This is a genomic window from Maribacter aquimaris (assembly GCF_014596745.1).
GTDB lineage: Bacteria > Bacteroidota > Bacteroidia > Flavobacteriales > Flavobacteriaceae > Maribacter_A > Maribacter_A aquimaris.
In genome coordinates this window covers 1-23,102 of the sequence record NZ_JABTCF010000016.1, presented here as the reverse complement: position 1 = coordinate 23,102, position 23,102 = coordinate 1, and the positions used below count along the sequence as shown (strand labels likewise).

Here is a 23,102-nt window from a genome sequence, read left to right as displayed (position 1 = left end):
GCGGGTAATATTTGTTTGGTTATTTGACAATTTCTACGGTCTCTCCATAAAATTTAGTAGCGATCAACTTATCACCTTCGAATACAGAGAAAGTCTTACGGGTCAATTGAATTCCGAATTTTCTGCCTTTCCATACGATGTCCGTCATTGTGGCCTCTCCAATATCTTCGTGGTTAAAAGGTTTTATGGTCAGTTTGTCCTCATCCATCTTTACCCCAAAGGTGCCGAAAACAATGGCTTCCATTCCTGCACCAGCTGAAATCTGAAGGGGCATTGAAGAGCGGTCTTGCTCAGGAGCATCAATACGGGGGTTTTGTGGTAGGTACGGAAAATGATCGATATATCTCATATTACGCTTTAAGACATCCCAACCTTTCCCGGCAAATCCTTTTTGGTATAGGTTACGGGAAATACGGCCGGGCATTCCCGCGTATTGGCCACCGCCACCCCAATCGGAGTCGATCAGATCCCAATGTACGGTATCCCTTCTGGCAATGGAATACACGCCGTATTTACCAAGGAATTCACCTTCCTGTAAATGGCTCACCAAACGATAGGTTTGGTTGTCCGATAGATAATCGGCACCTAACAGGTCGAATAAATGATAGGTCCATATAGTCCCTTTTGTTCCATCTGGGTAAAGGTTGTCAAACCAACCCAATTCTTCATTCCAAAGATATTTATCGACAAGACCTTTTAATTTTTCGGCATCCTTGAAATAAGTTTTCCCTAATTTCAGTTCGTTTCTCCTTTTTGCCCAATCGGACATGGTGTATAACAAATCAATGGTCAACGTATTGGTAATCGGTACGGCATGGTTATAACCATCGGTACGGATTTCTATAATCTTCTCCGTATTATAACCGACATCTATCAATCCTAGATCGTCAGTGTAATTCGTCTGTAGTTCGGTTACCCAACGTTGCATCCATTCCCAAACGGATGCCCCGGAAGCCTTTTCGTCAAAAATGGAATAATCACCCGTATGTCGAATATAGGCTTCTATCATCAATTGCAATGCAAAAGGTTCCTGGATATAAAGATTGTCCCATTGTGCTCCGTTCCAACCCACATAGGTCCTTTTCATTTTTACGTTTTCAAAATCCGTTAAAATAGCCCCCTTCAAACTTTCAGGGTCTAGCATGGCAATGACGTCCGATGTATATGAGGTATCCCAACTTATCGTATAGGGCCATGTACCCACAGCCCAAAACACATCTGAAATATAGTTTGGATTCTCATATCGGCTCATTAATACCGATAGCATACAACGGTAGTAGTATTCCTGAAGTTGCTTGTTGGAACTCGTTAATTTTGGAAGTTTTGTATAAGCCCAAGAAACCATATCACGCGTCTTTTTATCAGCTTGCAACATTCTGTCTTTTATATCTGCCTGATAAATTGCGGGAGTCCCAACCTGCGGATCATAAAACTTAACCGCAAAATAATAGGTCCCCGTTTTTCCGGGTGCAATGTTTATTTCAAAACCTTTATCACCCGTTTCCTTTATGGATGAAGAAACACGGGCGTGTGCCTTTTCACTTCCGATAGTAAAAACATCCAACGAATCTGCCTTTGGTGAACCTTCTGCAAAATGCCGCTCAATGATATCTGCAACTTGATTCGGAATAATGGTCATTTCTAAATTCTTGGAATTTCGATTGGTAAGAACCAGTTTAAGAAAAACCTCATCGTCATCGAAGGAGACATTCGTCCAGCTCTTTGCTGAAAAACTTACCAACTTATGATTATATTCTTTATGGAAGGTAGCTGTCCTTTCATATTGGTTGGGTTGCCATTTTTCATCCTGGGTAACCATTATGGATGGTGAATTGGGCCGGAAGTTGGAACCCAAGGGGTCGTAACTACCACCATCATCGATCCATGATTTCCATTTCGTTGGCACATCATCCTCTATCAAACGCCCGGTACCTTTATCATAAAAATTCAGGTTAAATTCATATCGGGAAGATGAGAAAGGCAGAAACCAAACGTTGGTAAATTGTGTTACACTGTACTGTCGGGGGGATACAAATCCACGATAATTCACCAGAAGTACCTGCTCGTCATCAAAAGTGATATCTTCCCTGTCCATGGCATAATATTCCGGGTCGGCAGGGGTAGGTGTGTTTTGTGCCCACAAAGCCTGAAATAAGCAAAGGAAAAGGAGTATTGCAAGCGTATTTTTCATAAGACTGTTTAAAAGGTTAAAGTTGATTCGTGTTCTGTTGTTTATTTATTATACTTTATGCGATAATAGCATTATTCCCCACCCAACCTGGGGTTCAGGATTCCAATATCCGGCCTGGCCGACGGTATTTTTCGAGACTAAGGGGAACAATTTTACACTCCATTATCATCAATTTCAATGTTTATCCTGCTTAATGGCGGCGCCAATTAAATCAAGCCCTACCGATTGGCAGACTCCAAATTTATTTTTCTCTTTCATGGTCGAGATATCCCATTTATGAACATCGTCTGCCAAGCCCCACAGGGCTTTAAACTGTTCAACATACAGTTTATCATTCTCCGCACTGGTAAATTCAGGTTGCACTTGGTTTGTAGACTGATCACGGGTCTTCCAAATGGCATTTACCGTCTTTTCAATAGTTGTGGAAAGATCAACACCCAATAGGTTTCTTACTTCTTCATTTCCCAAATAACGCATCATAATTCCACGACCAGCGAGATAGTCCCTACCGTGTTCGGGACCAAAACTCGAAAGACAAGGTGCTTCGCGAATAATGCTATCAACATCGGCGATCAAGGCATTTTTCACACCTAGACCAATTCGTTTTATTAAGTCTCTCAATCTTGATTCATACGTATTTACATAGAAATCTATATCCTTTGAAATAAGATATTGGGATAGTTCTCCTTTAATAGCCAACATATCGGTCAAGGCGGCGACCAACATCCCCTGGTCTCCTGTCCAAACCCAACCTTCGGCCCATGGTGGGTGTATTTTTTCTTGATAGGTAGATTCTTCAAAAAATGCCATAGGGCGCTCCTGAACCAGAGCTCCTGAAGTGGATAATTCCTTTAGATATTGATATTCGCCCAATTTGAACCACTCATCAAACCAAATCCATTGGCGATAGGCCATATCGAGGTATTTTTTATTATCGGGAAGATTTTCCGTCAATGACAAGCGGTAAATTCGTGAGGAGAGCAAAAAGAGCAATACATTGGTCACTGTATTTTTAACCCCTAGACTATCCCCATTGGCGTCGCCATTTCTACACCCATGTAGCACGGGATTGGCCAAATCGGTATGGTCGTAAGCCGTTTTCTTTTTGTATTCCCAACAGAGGTCGGTCGATAGTTTTAGGTACTTGTCCGCCAGTTCCTTATTTCCCAATTGCAAAAGGTGCTTTCGTGCATTGAGGGCCATAAGCCCCCACCAACCAAAATCATCGGCCCAAAGGGTGCCCGGATCATAGCTGTTGAAAAAGCTCAGGTTTTCCTCTAGCATTTTGCCCACTTTATCTTGAATGGCCACAACTTCTGTATCGTCTGGCCAACGTTGATGCAGGGCTTCTGCAAAAACAAGACAGGCATCGAAGGTATTTCCCCTTTTCCAGAAGTCTTGAAAATCCCAAACTTCCTCAAAGCGTTGAAAAGCAAGAATGGCTTGTTGCTTTAAAACCTCATTGGTGGGGTTGGATTCACTACAGGCCCATGTCAATAGGGGAGATACTCCGGAAACTGCAATAGCGGAAGCTCCTGTTACCGTAATAAACTTTCTTCTTTTCATTTTCTTTAAATTATTTACCTCTAAAACTTTATTAGCCTATGGGTTGTAGGTTTATTGATTCAACAATGCCAATGCCGCTTTCATATATCCCATAGCATATGCCATACCCGCATACCATGGGGCATCACAGGTCATCTGCGGTGTATGGTCGGGAATCAACACGCCGTCAAAATTGTTTTTCTTAAGAATCCTTAGGATTTTGAACATGTCAATATCACCATCATCCACAAAAACCTCCTTGTATTTAGGAACCTTCCCAACGATATTCCTAAAATGGATATAACTGATCTTACCCTGCTTACTGTACGTATCGGTAGCCTCATAAACATCGCCCTCGATCATTTCGGCAATGGAGCCCAAACAGAATTCCAGATTATTTGATGGACTAGGTTTCAAATCGATCAATTTCTGGTACATATCAGGTTGATACACCAATCTTGGGGTGTTTCGGACATAGGGCATTGGTGGATCGTCCGGGTGGGCTGCCATTTTCACCCCTGCTTCCTCGGCAACGGGTAGGATCTCGTCAAGAAAATACTGTAATCGATTCCAAAGTTCCTCGTGGTCGATTTTAGGCAAAGTACCTGCTGGGGCGTTTTCATCATACACCATATTCCACACCATACCGTTGGGAATGGGGGTATCGTCGCCACCGTCCATACCCACGGAAACGGCCTCTCCCCGGGCATAAGGCCCTTGGTTTCTTGCCGCTACCCCGGCCAATGAAAAATTATAACCAAAAGTGGGTATTCCTGCCTTGCCCACATTGCGGATAAGCTGCTTCAGGTTTTCCATTTGAAGCTCTTTTTTCGGGCCATCCAATAAGATATCATGCCAATGGGCGGGGTCAAAATTCTCAATGGCCTCTAACTCCAAACCGTGGTCGTTGATTTCCTTTTTAATGGCCATAAGATCCTCCAAGGACCAAATTTCACTTGGACTACCTGCCTTTCCCCAACCTTCTTCACCTCCGATGGGCTGGTCTGCATTATCTTTGTTATGGCCAAAATAATCTACCAAATGAATGACAAGATGTGTGGCACCACATTGTTTGGCAAAATTATAATGCTTGGTATCCAACATGTGTTTATATAAACCGAATCCTAATTTCATTCCTATTAAATTTTGAATATTATATTGATTATCATTTAGTTACATCAGTCACAAAATTCCCGGCGTATTTCTTCCCCATCTTCATTGAGCAAGGGCGCCGCTTTGTAAATTTTTTGGGGCGTATCGCTAAACCATACCGGAAAACCTGTTGTTTTTACTTTCCCGATGGTTGGGTGATTGATTTCGATGATCATTTCATTGTGTTTGATCTGTGGATCATTGACCATCTCATCAAATGAATTTACTTGGGAACACCAAATATCCTCCTCCAGCAGAAGGTTAAGCCAATCTTGTGTAGACCTTGTCTTAAAGACGGCATCAAAATCGAACCGGATTTCATCCCTACTCTCTATAATATTATTGGAAGCAAATTCCGCAGCGTCATATTTTTGGAGCCCTATGATTTGGGCCAATCTCTGAACGGAATTCATACCAATGGCAATGTATCCGTCTTTGGTGTTATAGAGTCCGTAGGGCGCTCCTAACCACGGATTTGGAATGCCACTTTCACTGCGTTCCGGATTGAACCCTTTGTGCAAGTATGCCGTAATTTCCTGCACATGGAAACCAACGACCGAGTTGAGTAAATTGGCTTCTATTTTTTGCCCTTTTCCGGTTTTTTCCCTAGAATAAATAGCCGCCAGAACAGATTGATTAATGAACAAACTCGTTAATAAATCCGCTTGTCCCACCGCCGTAACTACTGGCATTTGGCCTTTTACACCGTTCAGTGCCGCAGTTCCACTAATTGACTGCGCCAATAAATCTTGCCCCGGTCTATGCAAATACGGACCGGAAGCTCCATAACCCGAACTGGAGCAATACACTAAACCTCGATTGATTTTCTTCATATCTCCATAGCCCAATCCCAATCTTTCCATGACCCCAGGTCGAAAGTTCTCAACCAAAATATCGGCCTTCCTGATAATATCGATTACCACCTTTTTATCCTCAGCGTCCTTTAAATTCAAGGCTATGCTTCTCTTATTTCTATTGAAACTTACAAAAGAGATGCTTTCTCCTTCAGGATACATATTATCATAGGCGTAATGCCGCATCCAATCGCCTTTTTCGGGTTCTATCTTGATAATATCGGCCCCCATATCGCCCAACATCTGGGTAGCCCAGGGTCCCTGTGCCAATTGGGTGAAATCGGCCACTACCAATCCCTTTAAGGGGCCTTCGTTTTCGTTACTATTCGTACTCATTTGTCGTTTGGCATTAGGAATTATATTTTTATTTACTAAATCGGTTTAGCCTATGCTTATCCTTTTTTAAAAAACCACACAAACCGGTGATAGGATTTCCTTGGTACGGTACTTTTCACTTAAGCTTCCATCTTTCGCTATTCGATAGACAATCGTGTCATGCGAATTCTGATGACAGGCTATTAACCATTGTCCGTCCGGGGTTATATTGAATTCCCTTAATTCTTTACCATTGGTGTTCTGAAAAGCCAATAGCTCCAAATTTCCCTTTTCGATTCCGAATAGGGTTATCGCTTCCAATTTCCGGTTTGCCACATATAAATATTTTCCATACGGATGCATCCGTATGGCCGATGCACTGGGAACGCCCGTATAATCCTTGGGCAGGGTGGGGTAGGTTTTAACCTCTTTAAATACACCTTCATTACTTTTTAAAACCGATACCGTACCCGTCAACTCACTGATTACATAAGCAAAATTCCCTTCCGCATCATAAACCATATGACGTGGACCGTTTCCTTTGGAAATTTTACAATCCTTCGCTGGATTAGGAACCAGATCGTTGCCTTCAAATCGATAGGCCTTGACCTTATCCATTCCTAAATCGCACACATAAATATCCTCACCATTGGGATGCACGGATACCTGATGGGCATGGGGTGCTTCCTGCCGAACCTTATTGATGCTAGAACCTTTATGGTCATACTGGTTTACCTTAGGTAAGAGTTTCCCTTGAGAATCTACAGGATACTGAAAGACATTCCCTGTGGCATAGCATACAACCAATACATTATTTTGGTCAACCACGAGATGACAAGGATATCCTCCCGCAATAGGTTGCTCGTTAAGGAATTCCAACGAAAAACCTTCTTTCACCCTATAAGCCCTCACATGGGGGGTATCTTTTTCGTCCAGTTCCGTAATACAATACAAATACCTGTAATCGGCACTAAGGGCCAAATAACTGGGGTTACGGGTAGGCTCGGTGGACAAGACCTTGAGTTCCCCGGTTTTCGTATTGAGTTGGACCGTATAAATACCATGGCCGATGCCCCCAAAACCAGGAATGGGGTATTCTGTGTAACTACCAATAAAGAAGGTCAATGTTTCCATATTTTTATGATTTCGCTATAAAATCGTTAATGGCTTTTTTTGCTTCGGCACCATAGAAAAGTTTCGTCACCGTCTTACCTTCTTCCGCGATTTTCTCGTCGAAAGGAAGTGTTGAAAGACTTAGTTGCGCCAATCTTTTCAATTCTTTGATGGCCGATGGTGATCTCCGTGTCAGTTTTTCCGCAAATTTCATGACCTCTTCATCAAAGTTATCTTCGGAAATTACCAGATTTACGATTCCCCAACCATATAGTTTTTCCGCAGTATATTGACTGCCGAAAAACAACAATTCCTTTGCGCGGTTTATGCCTACTTTTTGAATAAGACGTTGTGTTCCCCCACCCCCGGGAACCAAACTTAAGAACACTTCGGGGAGCCCCATTTTTGCGGTTTCACTGGCAAGTATCATATCGCACGAAAGTGCAATTTCAAAACCACCACCCAAGGCGAATCCGTTTATAGCAGCGATCCATGGTTTGGGGGCTTTTTCGATGGACTCATATAATTGTATGCCACGATCTTGGAATGCCTTGAACTCCTCAGGGGTTTGGCCGCCATATTCCTTAATATCCGCTCCAGCCATAAAGGCACGCCCTTCCCCACGGATCAGGGCGACCTGTACTTCATCATTTTCATTTATGCCTTCAATACCAGCAATAATCTCATCCATCATTTCCCGATTCATCGCATTCAACTGATCGGGTCGGTTAAAGCTCAGTATGGCAATCTTGTTGGTTACCTGTACAGTGATATTTTTATAGTTCGTTTCCATATTAGGATATAGATTGATATAATTGATTCAGATTTTTAATGATTTCATCAGAAGGGGTGTTGTTCAGTAAACCCTTATGCAATAGGTCGGCCCCCTGTTCCTGAAATGCATTCCACCCCCTATGTTGGGGACGCACATATGCCTTTTCCATGGTGGTTAGGGTATTGCTGAAAAAGTTATTGCAAAGCGTATTGTTTGCCTTACTTTGCCAAGCTTTCAAATTCCCGGGTTGACCGCCGTTTTCGGTATAAATCCCTTCCTGGATCTCCGCACTGGCCACATAATTTATATATGCCACGGCCAAATCCTGATGTTTACAATGGGTAGATATCGCAAGCCCTACCCCTCCCAATATGGTAGAGACATCAGTTTTTGGGTTTATGGGACTATTTCCGAAATCGACGCTATTTTTAGTATATCCGGATCTTGAGTAATTGGTGTAACCGAATAAAAAAGGAGCATAGATAATCTCATCATCTGCACCCATTCGGTCTAAGATTTGGATAGGATTCCAATGTATCGACTCTTGGTGAAGGTGTTCCAAGTGCTGCTTCAATTCGTCCAATATTTGGGTGCCCAAACGTTTTTCTATTGCCCTATCCTTTATAAAATCCCTACCCGCATCCTGGGCACATAGGGTCAGGAAGGTGCACCAAAGGTCTGTGGCGCATAAAGGCCAGGCCACTTTGTGCGTGTTCGGTATTTTCTTATAAAAATCGAATAGTCCGGTCCGTGTTTTTGGTAGTTTTAGATTCAATTGCAGCAAAAGATCATTTCTAAAGGCGGCAACCAAGGCAGCGGCATCTACAGGCAACGCAAATTGGTGCCCTTTATACATATAGGATTCAAAACTTGGGCCTACCGACTGCTCTTTCAATGTGCCAAGGTTCTTCTCCGATATGGATTTTTCCAAAGGCAATAGCAACTTATTGGCAAAGGCCTGCCCCATATAGGGGTGATCGATAGTGATTAAATCATACGTTTCGATAAGGTCTTCTATAGGCATGTCCCCAAATTCCTTTAACGAACGGATATCCCACTGAAGGTCAACCTCGGGATGCATTTTCGAAAAGGCAGCCGAAGTAGCCCTAAGGGGTTCATAACCTCTGGGGTGATCCCAAGCCATACCTTTTATTACTATCGGTTGCGTCATACCTTGCTCGGTTTATTTATTCTTTCTTTCAGGTCTGGGATCATATTGAATGGTATGGTTCATATAGGCACCATCGATATAAATGTCGGCACCATTTATATAACTGGCCAAATCGCTCGCCATAAAAGCCACGGTATTGGCCACATCGGAAACTTCCCCAATACGCCCCTGTGGAATCCATTGTTCAAATTTGTCCTTTCCAAAATTTTTGATTTCCTCCCTGTTCATATTGGTCTCAATGGCTCCCGGTGCAATGGAAAGTACCCGGATACCTTGGTCTGCAAGTTCCAGGGACAAACATTTGGTGAACATTTTAAGTCCGGCCTTTGCAGAGCAATAATGGATCAGCCCTTTTCTCGGTACGCTATCATGAATGGAGGATATATTGATGATTACACCGCCTCCGCTGTGCTCCATTCTTTGGGCCGCTTGTTTAGAACAAAGGAAAGGGCCTTTCAGGTTGATGTTCAAAACCCTATCCCATTCCTTTTCTTCCATATCCAATACATGGGAAACACTTTCACTACCCGCATTGTTCACCAGGATATCGATTCCGCCAAATTCCTTATCCAATTGGAGGAACATTTCCGCTACCTGCTTCGAATCGGCAACGTTGGCTCCTGCACAGGCTGCTTTTACACCGTATGTTTCTTGCAACTCTTTAACCAGCGCTTCCGCTTTGGCCTTATTACTATAATAATTGATGAAAACATCCGCACCGCAATTGGCCAATTGTTTACATATTTCCGCTCCGATTCCCATGCTTCCTCCGGTAACCAAAGCCTTTTTTCCTTTTAGATCTATTTCTTTCATTTTTATCGATTTTCCAAACGGTTACCCGTTTTGCGATTCCAATTGGGCCTTAACCAATATCCCCAGTTCCTCTTTTTTAGCATTGCTCAAGGGAAAATATTCAAAATCAGACACATGGGTGTTCGATTTCTCCGCAATAAAAACCTCGCTACCTTCCTCCATGGCGATATTGTGCCATACTCCCTTGGGTATGTTGTAGATATGGTTGATTTTCATCAATTCCGTTTCAAACTGCGGTTCATTATTTACCATTGAGGCCGCAATAAGAACGGATTTCCCTGTTATAGGGATAAATATTTCATCCGTTTTCAAATGCACATCCAACCGTATTATTTGGTTGATATGCTGTGCTTCGGTAAAATTAAGTCTTGCCAATTGCCATCCTTCTTTTACAATAAAGGGATGGTACCCTTTTTCTTTAATGTTATATGCTTCGATCATGGATTATTATACCTAAAATATACTTCGCTTTTTTTTCAAAAACCGCTGGATTTCTTGTTCAATTATCACTTTGTACTATCTCGCCAATACCTTTCTATTTCCTCCAAGGTCTTTCCTTTCGTTTCCGGAACGTATTTCCAAATAAACCATATAGCCGGTAAGGTCAATGAGGCATAAAGTAAAAAAGTACCTGAAGCTTGAATGGTATCGATAAGGATAGGATTGGTGAGGGTTATGACAAACCCGGTAACCATTAATGAGAAACTCCCCAATGCAACTGCCAATCCGCGTATGCGAGTGGGAAAAATTTCACTGATGATCACCCAGACAATGGGTCCGAAGGAAAAGGCAAAACTGGCCACGTACATCAATAAGGGAATAATGACGTATTGTGAGCCCAAAGCGAATAAAACGCCAACACCCGTTAAGGATATAAAGGCACCTACAACGCCAATGAGCAAAAGTTTTCTTCGTCCAAATTTTTCGATGTTCAAAATAGCCACGAAGGTAAACGCACTATTGACCACACCGACCAATACCGCCCCTAAAAAAGAACTCTCAACACTTTGGACGGATTCATTGATAATATTGGGTGCAAAATACATGATGGCCGCAATACCGCTTAAATGGGAAAACATAGGAAGTAATATCCCTATCAAAAGCGGAACCCTTAAATACGGTTTTAACAATTCCTTTATGCCACCGCTTTCCTCTTTGACCACTTCCTTTATTTCGGCCATTTGCATCCGGGCGTACTCTTCACCATTGATTTTGACCATGATTTCCTCGGCCTCATCATAGCGTTCTTTCGCAATAAGCCATCTTGGCGTTTCAGGTACCAAGAAAAGTAAAACCAAGAACAACAGGGCAATCGGAATCTCCGTGCCGAACATCCCCCTCCAAAGTTCATCAACGAACAACCATTCCCAAAATCCGGAAGGTTCATTTGAAATTACTCCGGCCAAATCCCCTGCATTGGTCAACACCAACCAATCGACCAAAAAAGCCAAAAGAATGCCTAAGGTTATCGAAAGCTGATAAAGCGATACCATTCTTCCCCTGTTTTGGGGCAGGGAAAGTTCCGAAATATAAATAGGGGCTACCACTGAGGTGATCCCTACGCCTATTCCTCCGATAATGCGGACACCAATTAAGAAATTAAATGAAAAATCCGCATTGGAAGTGACCCAGAAAGCCTCATTTAAATTCCCCAAAAACTGAGGGGGCAACATGGATCCAAACGCCGATATTGTCAAGCAAATGGCAGCAATGATCAAGGCTTTCTTACGCCCTAACCTATCCGTTATCGATCCCGCAACGATACACCCGAGAATGGTACCCAACAAAGCCGATGAAACCAACCAACCGAGCTCAGCGGCTGATAAATTGAAATGTTGTTCCAAAAAGGTATTACAACCCGATATAATTGCGGTGTCGTATCCAAAGAGGAACCCTCCAATGGTCGAAACAAAGCTTATTCCCAACAAATAGTTGGATTTTTTAGTCTTCATAAATTTTTTTTCGTTTGTAAATCCACATTTGCCCAAGGGCTACATAATACCGAACTTGTTAAACGCATCTACGGTACTCATACCCTCTTCCAATGCTTTTTTCACCAATTGTTCTCCCCGTGCTTTTTCGATGGCCCCCATAAATGCTTTGGTTTCCACTTCCTTGGGAACAATCAAAACCCCATCCCGATCTCCGTAGATGATATCCCCGGGGTTTATTTTTGTCCCTTTGATTTCAATGGGAACACGATAGTCGATAACCTTTCCCCGTGGACCTTGATCCTGGGCATATCCCCCAAAGGAGAAGGTGGGGAAATTCAAATGAAGCACCTCATTGGTATCCCGTGAATAACCATCCAAAATGGCTCCTGCTGCCCCAAGTTTAATGGCCCTGGTACTCATTAACCCACCCCAAAGGGCATACCTAGGGGAAGAACCCGTGCAGATATAGACCTCATTTTTTTTCAGGTCATCGAGGGCCTCGAACATGATCCCAAAAGGTTTTTTCATCAGTGGGTTCTTGGTGTTTTCGACAGATTCTTCGAATACATCGGCCTCCAGTACCGGCATTGCCCTCCCGATAAGGACAAAGTTGGTGTCCAGTGGCTTAATGTTGGGAGGCAAAAATTGATGGTGGTATCCCAAAGTATCCAAAATATCGCCCACAAGAGCAACAAACAGTTCTTTCTTGGCGATTTTGAAAAGCTCATCATCATTGTTCCATAACGGCGTTGTTGTTTCCATTCTTAACTTTTAAATTCTTTGATTACGTTTCTTTTTATAATATCCAATTCCTTTTTATCCAAAGGTCTTTTCAGAACCTCCATTGCGGACCCTTGGGGACTTTCTACACGAAACAGTTCGCTGCCCTTTTTCATTACAATGTGGAATCCCAAATTTTCAGGAATGAAATATGAAGTTCCCCGAACCATGGGAATGGTCTGTATGAACGGCAAATGGTCGTCCCCACTTTCCTTGATCAATATGGCCCTGCCCTTAAGCAAAGCGACCGCTAGCCCGCTATTTGTATTCATGTATAGTGAACCTAGGTTATCGACTTCATGGTCTATGGAATAATTCACCTTGACCACCTGCCAACTGTCTTTGACCAATACGGAATGAACCCCTGGTTCTTCATTCGAAATTTTCTCTATAAGCCCCATATCTCTCTTTATTAAAAAATGAATAAATAGGAAACCTGCTTATTTCACATCCAGGCTAAAAGTCTCAATGGCATATTTACCAACCTTCAATTCAGGGGAAACAGGTGTTGGGTTCTCCTCGATTATATTGGTATGCTTGTACGAATTGATGTCGAAATAAGAAGAAACATTAACTTTTTCGTTGCCATCCTTTACGTTGTACATACGCGCAATGATCTCATCGGTATCTTCTGCTTTTTTGATGGTAGTTATTATTACGTTATCTGAATCTATCGAATAAAAACTTGTGGCTGCCGGCAAAAAGGCATCCTTTGAAGTATCTGGATAGACCACTACATGGATCGGTTCATTTTTTTGTTTCGCGATTTTTTGACCCATAATGCTGCCCGCCTTATTGGACGTTAACACATTGTTGAAATCGTGGTTACCGCCCTGGGAGTATTCATTCCCTTCCCAATGACAGGATGTTCTACTGGCCAATAAAAGGTTCTGCAAAACAGCATGGTCCGATGAATGCTCGGTGGGATCGATCCAATCCGCTGCCGATACCGATGAACTCAACGTAATGGCAACCTCATCGTCGGTGGCAGAAATCCAGTCGATAATCGCCCTCGGATGCACATCCTTACAAAGAGGGGTATACCGTTCGCCCGCGGTCTTGATTTCGTCCTTACCGACACGAACGCTTCCAAACGGAACTTCATGGGCAATCTCGGGGTTCTCCATATTTACGGGGAAAGCGGTTCTAAATTCCCGGTACAGTTCCCCGGACCAGTTGCGAAGACTGGTATCAAAATAGATTCTCTTTAAATTATGGTATAAGGTAACATCCTGCCTTACAATGGCGTGTAATATTTGCTGTTCCAATCTATATTTGGTGTACACTGGGCCATTCTCCAAAATTTCCCATTGGGGATTATGGAGGCTTACCTTGTCAAAATCGACCATGCTAGGTTGTTGTACATCCCCAAATTCCCCGGCACCATTTCCGACGGACTGCATCGTGAACACATCACCAACCTTAAAATGGTCATTCAGGAAAAGGTCTTTTTTAAACGCTTTGTCATACACCTGGGCAATGCCCCCATTTTCAAAACTAACTTTGTAAAAAGGGTTTTCATACGTTGATGTATTCCCCAAATTGGACGCCTTCCCAACCGTTCCGTTTTTATCCTCAGTTACATAATAGGTTGCATAACCAATGGAAGGAATGTCTTCGGCGATAAAGGTGATATCGGCACTTTTTAGGCTGCCGTCATCATAATAGGTTTCGTTTTTTGTTTGTACCTCAACCCTTTTCTTGTTGGCTGTGATTACAGCAACATTCTTGACCGTTCCTTTCTCAAAATCGATCTTAGTGCTAACGGGATCTGTTCGTTCCCAGGAAAGACTATTGAACAACACTACGGGAATACCAAGTTTCTCGTTTTTCTTGATTTTTCGAGAAATATAACCTACCCCCTGGTTCAATAAATTTTGCCCCATAGTCCGTGACTTCACCAAATTCTCCTTGAACAGGTTATCGGTGACATCCCCATCGTGGCCACCCCAACCGTGGTCTGGATATATTTTTGCCTGCCAAGCCTCATCAAGGGCTTCAAAAGGATATTTCATCTTCACCGGATCCATTTTATTGGCTATTGAAAGGAACTTCTCGGCAGCAGGCAGTAATTTTGATGCTTCCCGACTAGCGGTTAGGGCATCGTGATGACCAGGGCCGTGAATATATACCCAAACATTGGGTCGTTCGCCCATTATGGTATCTACATTCATGGCATTTTTTTCCGCCAAGGGCATAAACTCATCAACGGTCTGCAATTCCATTTTGGGCAGGTACATATTCTTGGTGGAACCCTCCTTGTCCTTAAAGGTGTCAAACGCGTTCCAAGTATCGATATATTCCGAATAATCTATTGCGGGAAGCATATCCTGGCTAGACAATAATGGGGTCTGGATCTCCCCGCCCTTAAAGGTATCTTCCCAATACAAGGTCTGATCCGCACCGTATTTCAATTTATTGCTCATATCCCTGGAGAGATAGAGTAAATCGTTGCCATAATGCCCTGGGGAGTAAGTAAAAACCGAACTGCCATCTGGACTCGCCCAATGGAACATCCCTTTGGCATGTCGACTTATCACCATATAATCGACCCCAGCCTTTTTAAGGATTTGGGGGGTTTGCAAGGATTTTCCGGGTACATCCACATTCCAGTATACCTTGGAATCATAGCCACCAAAATTTTTCTTTACCCATTTTTTGCCCAAATACAATTGACGTACTTGGTCCTCGGCATCGTACATATCCTCATAAGGACAGTTATAGGTAGCACCAACGGATATCAGTTTTCTTTTTAACAGGGTCGTCAACTGTTCCCTTGATTCGGGATGCCTTTCCAGATACTCACGCAGCATGAGTCCGTCCTCGATATCAAAACCGTAATCATCCCTTATAAAAGCATCTTTTAGGACGGGTGCCAACAATAGGGTATCCCTTAAAATTATGCACACCTCTGGGCGATCGACCCATGCAATATCCTGATGGCTTGAATTCATGATGGAAACCAATCCCTTTTCATATTTTTTCTCAAAAAAGTCGTCAAAGGTTTCATTGAATTCCGGCTTGTACAATTTGGTCAATGAGGCCAACCAACTATTCCCAATGTTATTGGCTTGATGATGGAACAGGTAATTGCCTACAATATCGGTTGATGAAATGGTACCGTCCCCTTTTTTAAAGGCAAGGGACATTTCGGTACCATCATAAACTATAGAGAAATCTTTCTTTGGGGATTGTATGGTAAACGACACCTTTGAAAGTTCTCCTTGTGCCTTGAAGGTTTTGACCTTGCTCTTTTTACCATCACTGATTACATAAACCTTTTTACCCTCAAAATAAACTGGGGCATCCACGAACAGTACCCCGTTCTGTTCCTTAATGACAAAGGCCGCTTCGCTTTTAACCGATTCCCTGATTCTGGAAAGGGCATCATCTGCCTTAAAAATCATTAGCCAACAGTTGGAGTTCTTTTTATGACCGTTAAATTTGATCTTAGCACTCTTCCCCTTTTGAACAAAGGAGGTAGGCACGGTCAATCGGAAAGCACCAATACCGTCCCCATTGCCATCCCTTCGTACCAAAACAAATTCAGCATTTCCTTTACCAGGGTTTTCAGTAATGGACAAACTACCGTCTTCATTCGTGTTGAAAGTCAATACATGCCTGTCGTTTACGTGAATATCAAAAGACTCGTTCAAATTAAGGTCGATATCGCTGAGCATAAAAAAAGTGACCGTATCCGAACTATAATCGGCCGGAACCATACCGGTAAGAAACTCAAAGCCCATTTTACCGGTAGTAGCCCTGGCTATCATGGAAACGTTTACATCTTCCCGGATAGATGGGTATAGAAAAAACTCCGATCCCGAAAGCATTTCTTTGTATCCCTCAATATCATTCTTGGCAAGGTTGTACAAACGGTAATTCGTATTCAACTCTTGAATATGGCCACTTCCACCACCGTTACCTTGATGGAAAAGCATACTGGTCGAACGCGGTTCGATGTTCTTTTTCCCCACGGATGAATGGGCGTACCCAATATTCAAAACAAGGAAAAAACAAGTACTTAAAAGTACCCTAGACGCTAGTTTGATCTGATATTTCATCATTCTATTTTTTATTCTTTATTATCATTTATGATTGTCAACATCCCCAACTTCTTTTAGTTATAAAACTAAATCGGTTTAGTTAATTGTTGTAATCCTATTTCCGAGCCATGGGTTAAAACGTTCCGCATGATTTCCTGATTTCAAGTTTGGAATTCAATATTCTTTTATTGTCCATTGCGCTGTCTTTGCCCTCAATTTCATTGATCAATATATCCACTGCAGTGTTGGCTATGTCCTTTACCGGCTGGATTACCGAGGTAATGGGTGGATCGACCAGGTCAAAAGCGGTCAATTCATCAAAACTCACAATAGCCACTTCCTGGGGCACCTTCACATTTTTCCTTTTCAACTCCCTTAAACCCACAGAGGTCAGGTAGTGTGTTGAAAAAACTATGGAATCAACCGAATTGGGGAATTTCAATAATTCCCTAATAGCCGATTCGATCTCGTTTTCATAATTGCCAGGGCTTAGCTCTTTTATGAGTTCTTCCTTGTATTCAATATCAAAATCCGTCAAGGCACTTTGGTACCCCAACAATCGCTGCTTTATGGCCTCCAATCCCGGTTTTAACGTTATAAACCCAATTTTACGCCTTCCCAATTGCAATAAATGCTCCGTGGCCGTCTTTAAGCCGTTAAAATTATCCACAACCACATAGTTGGTATCACTTTCGGGATAGTGCCTATCAATCAGTACAAATGGGAATTTATCCTGTTTTAACGACTGGATGTCTTTAAGGTTTTGCTGTGTAGATGCAATGATCAACCCTTCCACTTGGCGGTTGAGCATAGAACGGATGAGTTCCCCTTCCTTTTTGGGATCCTCATTGGAACTACTAAATAGAACGGTATATCCCAGGTTTTTCGCTTTAAGTTCAACATAACCCGCAATCTTGGAATAAAAGGTATCCGATATGTTCGGGATGATCAATCCTATGGTCTCACTTTTGCCCCTACTTAATCCCCTTGCAAGTTGATTGGGGACATAATTATGCTCCTTGGCAAATTCAATGATCCTTTTCTGGGTTTCCTGACTGATTTTATTCTCATCGCCCTTATTGTTCAAAACCAGCGACACCGCCGTTTTGGAAACGTTCAGTTTTTCTGCAATATCCTTTAAAAAGACTTTCTTCATGGCTGAAAAAAAACTAAAGCGGTTTAGCTATTTTTGATATTATTTATAAATTCCTTGGACCACAGCCCATTACTGATAAAACTTCATTCCCCAACACCGCCTAAAACGGTTTAGGATTCTCAATATTACGTTATTTTTTTGTTAAATAAAATTATTTGGATTATTTTTTTGTGATATCACCAATTGTCTAATGTCATAACCGTCAAAATCATAATTATACACCCGGGTTATTATCGATTCCACGCCATTCATGGATTTCCTTTATCCCCACCGGTGATACTAGCCAGCATGGCTGCCGTAGAACAAAGTCAATGAACTTCCACGCTAGCCGCCTTTTTTCTCTAGGAGCTTGAATCCCATATTCTTTGTACATACAGTAATAGTATGATGTCCATTACCGGAATTCGTTATGGAAACCAAAAAAAAGTCTTAAGTTACACGGATATTGATGTGGGCTACTATTGTGATTCTTTAATCGAGGGAAACTCTCCTTGAATTGAACCACTTAACCGGGTTCTTTAACGCAAGATTTGCCTTCAACACACGAATTATTTTAACTTTAGGTGCTTGAAAATGATCTATAATATTATCGGGGTTTAGCGAAGGGTGATAAGGTCAATTAAATGAAGTTTTAGAAAACGAAGCAGTGCCATCTAGGGGAAGCCTTCATAGTAACCCTAGATAATAATTCAATACATTTTATTCCAATGGAATTCTATAAGAAAATATTTGCCTCAAAATATGATTCGTTTATGACGAACCTGGAAAGTACATTCCATCCCATTAGAAAAGCATTGATAAGTAATTTAGAGGGGACAATATTAGAGGTAGGCTCCGGAACAGGTACGAATTTCGAATATTATAACGCCAAAGCAAAGGTAATTGCATTGGAACCTTCATCTTTTATGTTGGATAAATCAAAAGCTAAGCTTCCAAAAAAAGCACAGATCACCACCTGTAATATGGGTATTGCAGATGAACGATTGAATTCGATGATAAAAAACAATTCCTTGGATTATATTATTTGCACCTTGGTTTTATGTACTATCCCTGATCAAAACTTAGCCTTGGATAAATTTAAAAAATGGTTGAAACCTACGGGTAAGCTAATTATCCTAGAACATATTCACGCTAAAAATAAGCCTAGCAGATTATTATATAACATCGTAAACCCTTTGTGGAAAATTATGGGCAATGGCTGTAACATAAACAGAGATACAGATCTTTCAATAAAAAAAGCGGGCTTTATCGTAGAAAGTGAACACTACTTTAAAAAGTCAATAAGTTTTTACCAAGCCATTTTTACGGTCGCACCTTTAAAATAAATCCAATACTGTATTTTCGACAATACTCCCTTTCGACCGCACCACGCACATATGCAACGTTGTAAAGTTCAAATATAAGGATGTATAACCAATCAAACCTTGCTTTAATATCTCCAAAGGAAGCAGCAGAAAAATTATTGTATGATCATAGATCATATGAAGACCCCATGAACTTTGCTTTGCACCTTTGTGATGAAATAATCTATGATTTTAAGCACTGGTTCCGGATCAGAAACAACTTGAATATTGGAAATCAATAAAGTCAGCACTTATAAACATTAGGCGATTAAAAAAATAAAAAAGCATGGGTTAGGACACTTTCCCAGCGAAACAAAATCAAAAATTGAAGTCCAAATAAAGGCTAGATAGGTCACTTTCCCAGTAAAAATATAATAGAATTAAAAGTTCAAAATAAAGGATATATAATTATCTTGCGCGTTTTTATTCATTGAGAATTATAAAATCAATTGTAATCAACTAATTATTAATCAAAACTTTAAACATGAAAAAAATCACTTTATTTTTAGCCCTGTGCACTATGGGATTTACTTTTGCCCAAGCTCCATTGGAAGAGGGGAATTTACAAGTAAATGCAGGCTTCGGCTTTTCAGGATGGGGAACACCTATTTACGCAGGGTTGGAATATGGGGTTGCTCCCAATATAACTGTTGGTGGGGAATTATCGTATCAATCCTATAATCACAATAGTGGTTTTAACAGTGATTACAAGAGTTCCATCATAGGAATCCAAGCCAATGGCAATTATCATTTTAATGAGGTCTTTAATATTCCCAGTGAATGGGATTTTTATGCGGGTGCCAATTTGAATTATTTTAGTTGGAGTACCAAGCTTGATGGTGAGACTTATAATTATGGTGGTGCTGATAATTTCGGAATAGGATTGCAAGTAGGCGGTCGATATTTCTTTAATGATAGATTTGGGGTAAATCTTCAAGTTGGTGGAGGAAATGTAGTCAGTGGAGGTAGAATTGGAATCACTTATAAGTTATAAGTACACTTTTCATAACAACAGGGGTGGTATTGCAAATTTGCAATACCACCCCTGTTCTTTTATAATGCCGTAAAGCATTTTATTTTAGTATTAAAAATGTACTTTTATAAGATTCATTCAAAATAAAAATAATGCTATTTACTTCCAATAGATTCCCGCTTTTCATTGCATTTTTAATTCTTTTCACTAGTTGCAAAAATGAAAACAATGCTTTAGATGCTGAGAACACAATCAATTCAACCGATTACGAAAAACATTTAATAACCCTTTCTTCCAATGAATTCCAAGGAAGGAAGCCTTTTACGATAGGGGAAGAAAAATCAGTGAATTATATTGCCGATGAATTCAAAAAAATGGGAATTAAAGGGGCTTATGGAGATAGTTATTTTCAGAATGTTCCTTTGGTAGAAATGAATTTCACCCCAGATGAGGAAATCTCCATAAGCACTAAAGGAGGGGAAGTTGTTTTGAAAAAAACCACGGATTATATTGCTAAAACACCTTACCTTGATGATACCGTTGCCATTCAAAATGCTGAAATTATTTTTGCAGGTTACGGAATTGTTGCTCCTGAATATGATTGGAATGATTATGAAGGTATTGATGTAAAGGATAAAATTGTCTTAGTACTTGTAAACGATCCAGGTTTTGCTACACAAAATCCAGAATTATTCAAAGGAAATTCAATGACATATTACGGTCGTTGGGCATACAAATACGAAGAAGCTGCAAGGCAGGGAGCAAAAGGTATTATGGTTATCCACGCTACGAAACCTGCAGGTTATGGTTGGCAAGTTTTGACCAATACTTCCAGCTCTGGAATTTCACTTCAAGCAAAAGACAATAACCATTCTAAATGTGCCTTAGAAGGTTGGATTACAGATGAAGCCTGTAAAAATTTATTCGAAAAATCCGGTTTTAACTTTGATGAATTGGCAGAACAGGCCATTTCGAATAAGTTTAAAGCAGTTCATTTAAATTGTGATTTAAACCTCACCATAAAAACGGAATTAAAATTTCAAAACAGTAAAAATGTTGTTGGAATTATAGAAGGTACCGAAAAAGCCGATGAATGTATTGTTTACAGTGCACATTGGGATCATTTTGGAATTGGTCCAAAACATAACGGGGACTCCATTTACAATGGAGCAATGGACAATGGAACGGCATTGGCTGCAATGCTTGAAACGGCCAAAGCTTTTGCCAATTTAAAGGAGAAACCTAAAAGATCTGTTGTTTTTCTTTCTGTTACCGCCGAAGAAACCGGTATGACAGGTTCTGCCTACTATGCTGCAAATGGTGTTTTTCCCCCTGAAAAAACTATTGCCAATTTAAATTACGAATTGCTATTGCCAATGGGTAAAATGAAAGATGTTACCATTACCGGTCTTGGGCAATCTGAATTGGATGATTATGTTGCTGAATCCGCTAAAGAACAAGACAGGTATATCGTTGAAGAAGCGTTTCCTGAAAATGGAATGTATTACAGATCTGATCATTTTAGCTTCGCCAAAGTCGGTATTCCTTCGTTATTTATTAAAGGTTGGCAAGACAGTAGGGAACATGGTAAAGATTGGGCCAAACAACAAGTTAAAAACTATTGGGCAACGGCATACCATAAACCAGCTGATGAGTACTACCCAGAAACATCGAATTTAGAAGGTTGCATTGAAGATGCCAAGTTGTTTTTTAAAATTGGTTATACATTGGCTAATGAAGATAGCTACCCTACATGGAATGAAAAATCCGAATTTAAAGCTATTAGGGATAAATCACTTTTAAATCTTAAGAAGTAAATAATGCTCGAGTTTCCAAAGCTGATCAAAGTCAAAAAACATTTGTCTTTGATGAAAAATTCAAAAAAACGATGAGTTCAAGTAAGACAGTAAGGTAATTACTGTCTAGATCGATTTTTCATAAGCCCAGTAAGAATAAAAATAATAACACTTAGGGCAAAAATTATGGATGAAGTCGCGATAAAGGATATAAGTGGATTCATAATTTTTTGGTTTTTTAATTAAAAGACAGTTCTTATAGCAGGGGCGTGATTTTTATTTTGATGTTAATCTAGTAACTGATTATGAATTTGAGGTACACAATTGTGTGAAGTGCTGTCCTGATTGTATAAAATGTAAGAAAATCAATATTTTTTTAGATACAACGGCTCGTCTAAAATGGATGTATTTTAGGTAAGCAAAGTGCCATAAACCAATCAATAAAAAGCCCTTTAGTCCTTCATGGATTTAAAAAGAGGCCCTAAACGGGTTAACGCTGCTTCCTCGCTTTTTTGTTCCTACTGCTTCGAAAGTTTCTTCCCCTTTTTGTTAAGTAACCAACTAAGGTCATCGCTACACCGACTACACTAACTAGAATGATTATTCGGTAAAATTCATCTGGCACATTCATACCCTTAAAATATAAAAAACATCCCCGCTATGCCACCCTATAAAAATAAAAACTCCCGAAAATCATTGATTTTCGGGAGTTTTAAGTGGTCCCACTTGGGCTCGAACCAAGGACCCTCTGATTATGAGTCAGATGCTCTAACCAACTGAGCTATGGGACCTAAATATTATTTTACCTTACTATTATTCCTTCTGTCCCTGCTCTAATGCTGATGAAGCTCTGCTTATCAGCATCCTGACCGTGGCCACGCGTCAGGACCAACTGAGCTATGGGACCTAAATATTATTTTACCTTACTATTATTCCTTCTGTCCCTGCTCTAATGCTGATGAAGCTCTGCTTATCAGCATCCTGACCGTGGCCACGCGTCAGGACCAACTGAGCTATGGGACCAAAATATTATTTTACCTTACTATTATTCCTTCTGTCCCTGCTCTAATGCTGATGAAGCTCTGCTTATCAGCATCCTGACCGTGGCCACGCGTCAGGACCAACTGAGCTATGGGACCTAAATA

The 23,102-nt window shown here is 41.0% G+C and carries 17 protein-coding genes and 1 tRNA gene; 3 read left to right on the top strand and 15 right to left on the bottom strand.

The features are described 5' to 3' along the window. Window positions 1-19 precede the first annotated feature (19 nt). The 14 genes from HPE56_RS18910 to HPE56_RS18845 form a co-directional block, all read right to left on the bottom strand. The gene (locus tag HPE56_RS18910) at window positions 20-2,191 is read right to left on the bottom strand and encodes a glucosidase family protein (protein ID WP_188245309.1); all 2,172 of its coding nucleotides are present in this window, start codon (window positions 2,189-2,191) and stop codon (window positions 20-22) included. Between the two features lie 174 nt (window positions 2,192-2,365). Further along, a complete protein-coding gene (locus HPE56_RS18905; protein WP_188245308.1) occupies window positions 2,366-3,757 on the bottom strand; it encodes a glycoside hydrolase family 76 protein in 1,392 nt (463 codons plus the stop codon). A gap of 51 nt (window positions 3,758-3,808) precedes the next feature. Then, window positions 3,809-4,870: a mannonate dehydratase gene (locus HPE56_RS18900; protein ID WP_188245307.1), complete on the bottom strand. Its 1,062-nt coding sequence runs from the start codon at window positions 4,868-4,870 to the stop codon at window positions 3,809-3,811. Between the two features lie 44 nt (window positions 4,871-4,914). Continuing rightward, complete coding sequence (locus HPE56_RS18895; protein WP_188245306.1) at window positions 4,915-6,078, bottom strand: CaiB/BaiF CoA transferase family protein; 1,164 nt, start codon at window positions 6,076-6,078, stop codon at window positions 4,915-4,917. A gap of 66 nt (window positions 6,079-6,144) precedes the next feature. Further along, window positions 6,145-7,191, bottom strand: a complete 1,047-nt coding sequence (locus HPE56_RS18890; RefSeq protein WP_188245305.1) for a lactonase family protein — start codon at window positions 7,189-7,191, stop codon at window positions 6,145-6,147. A gap of 4 nt (window positions 7,192-7,195) precedes the next feature. Continuing rightward, window positions 7,196-7,963 (bottom strand): enoyl-CoA hydratase/isomerase family protein, encoded by a 768-nt coding sequence (locus HPE56_RS18885; protein ID WP_188245304.1) that lies wholly within the window; start codon window positions 7,961-7,963, stop codon window positions 7,196-7,198. 1 nt (window position 7,964) lies between these two features. Continuing rightward, window positions 7,965-9,116, bottom strand: coding sequence for an extracellular solute-binding protein (locus tag HPE56_RS18880; RefSeq protein WP_188245303.1), 1,152 nt, complete (start codon window positions 9,114-9,116; stop codon window positions 7,965-7,967). Window positions 9,117-9,128: 12 nt separating this feature from the next. After that, the gene (locus HPE56_RS18875; RefSeq protein ID WP_188245302.1) at window positions 9,129-9,929 is read right to left on the bottom strand and encodes an SDR family NAD(P)-dependent oxidoreductase; all 801 of its coding nucleotides are present in this window, start codon (window positions 9,927-9,929) and stop codon (window positions 9,129-9,131) included. Between the two features lie 21 nt (window positions 9,930-9,950). Beyond that, the gene (locus tag HPE56_RS18870) at window positions 9,951-10,370 is read right to left on the bottom strand and encodes a hypothetical protein (protein ID WP_188245301.1); all 420 of its coding nucleotides are present in this window, start codon (window positions 10,368-10,370) and stop codon (window positions 9,951-9,953) included. Window positions 10,371-10,435: 65 nt separating this feature from the next. Next, on the bottom strand, window positions 10,436-11,881 hold the full coding sequence (locus HPE56_RS18865) for a sugar porter family MFS transporter (RefSeq protein ID WP_188245300.1): 1,446 nt from the start codon (window positions 11,879-11,881) through the stop codon (window positions 10,436-10,438). Window positions 11,882-11,920: 39 nt separating this feature from the next. After that, window positions 11,921-12,625, bottom strand: coding sequence for an RraA family protein (locus tag HPE56_RS18860; RefSeq protein ID WP_188245299.1), 705 nt, complete (start codon window positions 12,623-12,625; stop codon window positions 11,921-11,923). 2 nt (window positions 12,626-12,627) lie between these two features. After that, entirely contained in the window at window positions 12,628-13,044 is a 417-nt protein-coding gene (locus tag HPE56_RS18855) for a hypothetical protein (protein WP_188245298.1), read from the bottom strand. A 39-nt stretch (window positions 13,045-13,083) separates the two neighbouring features. Further along, window positions 13,084-16,710 carry a glycoside hydrolase family 38 N-terminal domain-containing protein gene (locus tag HPE56_RS18850; protein ID WP_188245297.1) on the bottom strand — a complete coding sequence of 1,209 codons (3,627 nt, stop codon included), beginning with the start codon at window positions 16,708-16,710 and terminating at the stop codon, window positions 13,084-13,086. Window positions 16,711-16,822: 112 nt separating this feature from the next. Next, window positions 16,823-17,845: a LacI family DNA-binding transcriptional regulator gene (locus tag HPE56_RS18845; RefSeq protein WP_188245296.1), complete on the bottom strand. Its 1,023-nt coding sequence runs from the start codon at window positions 17,843-17,845 to the stop codon at window positions 16,823-16,825. 707 nt (window positions 17,846-18,552) lie between these two features. Between HPE56_RS18845 and HPE56_RS18840 the strand changes: the two genes are divergently transcribed. The 3 genes from HPE56_RS18840 to HPE56_RS18830 all read left to right on the top strand — a co-directional run bounded on the left by HPE56_RS18840 (window position 18,553) and on the right by HPE56_RS18830 (window position 21,978). Beyond that, on the top strand, window positions 18,553-19,170 hold the full coding sequence (locus HPE56_RS18840) for a class I SAM-dependent methyltransferase (protein WP_188245295.1): 618 nt from the start codon (window positions 18,553-18,555) through the stop codon (window positions 19,168-19,170). Between the two features lie 502 nt (window positions 19,171-19,672). Beyond that, window positions 19,673-20,182: an outer membrane beta-barrel protein gene (locus HPE56_RS18835; RefSeq protein ID WP_188245294.1), complete on the top strand. Its 510-nt coding sequence runs from the start codon at window positions 19,673-19,675 to the stop codon at window positions 20,180-20,182. 131 nt (window positions 20,183-20,313) lie between these two features. Next, complete coding sequence (locus HPE56_RS18830; protein WP_188245293.1) at window positions 20,314-21,978, top strand: M20/M25/M40 family metallo-hydrolase; 1,665 nt, start codon at window positions 20,314-20,316, stop codon at window positions 21,976-21,978. A gap of 696 nt (window positions 21,979-22,674) precedes the next feature. Here HPE56_RS18830 and HPE56_RS18825 read toward each other — a convergent pair. Then, window positions 22,675-22,748: transfer RNA gene (locus HPE56_RS18825), tRNA-Ile, on the bottom strand. Between the last annotated feature and the right edge of the window lie 354 nt (window positions 22,749-23,102).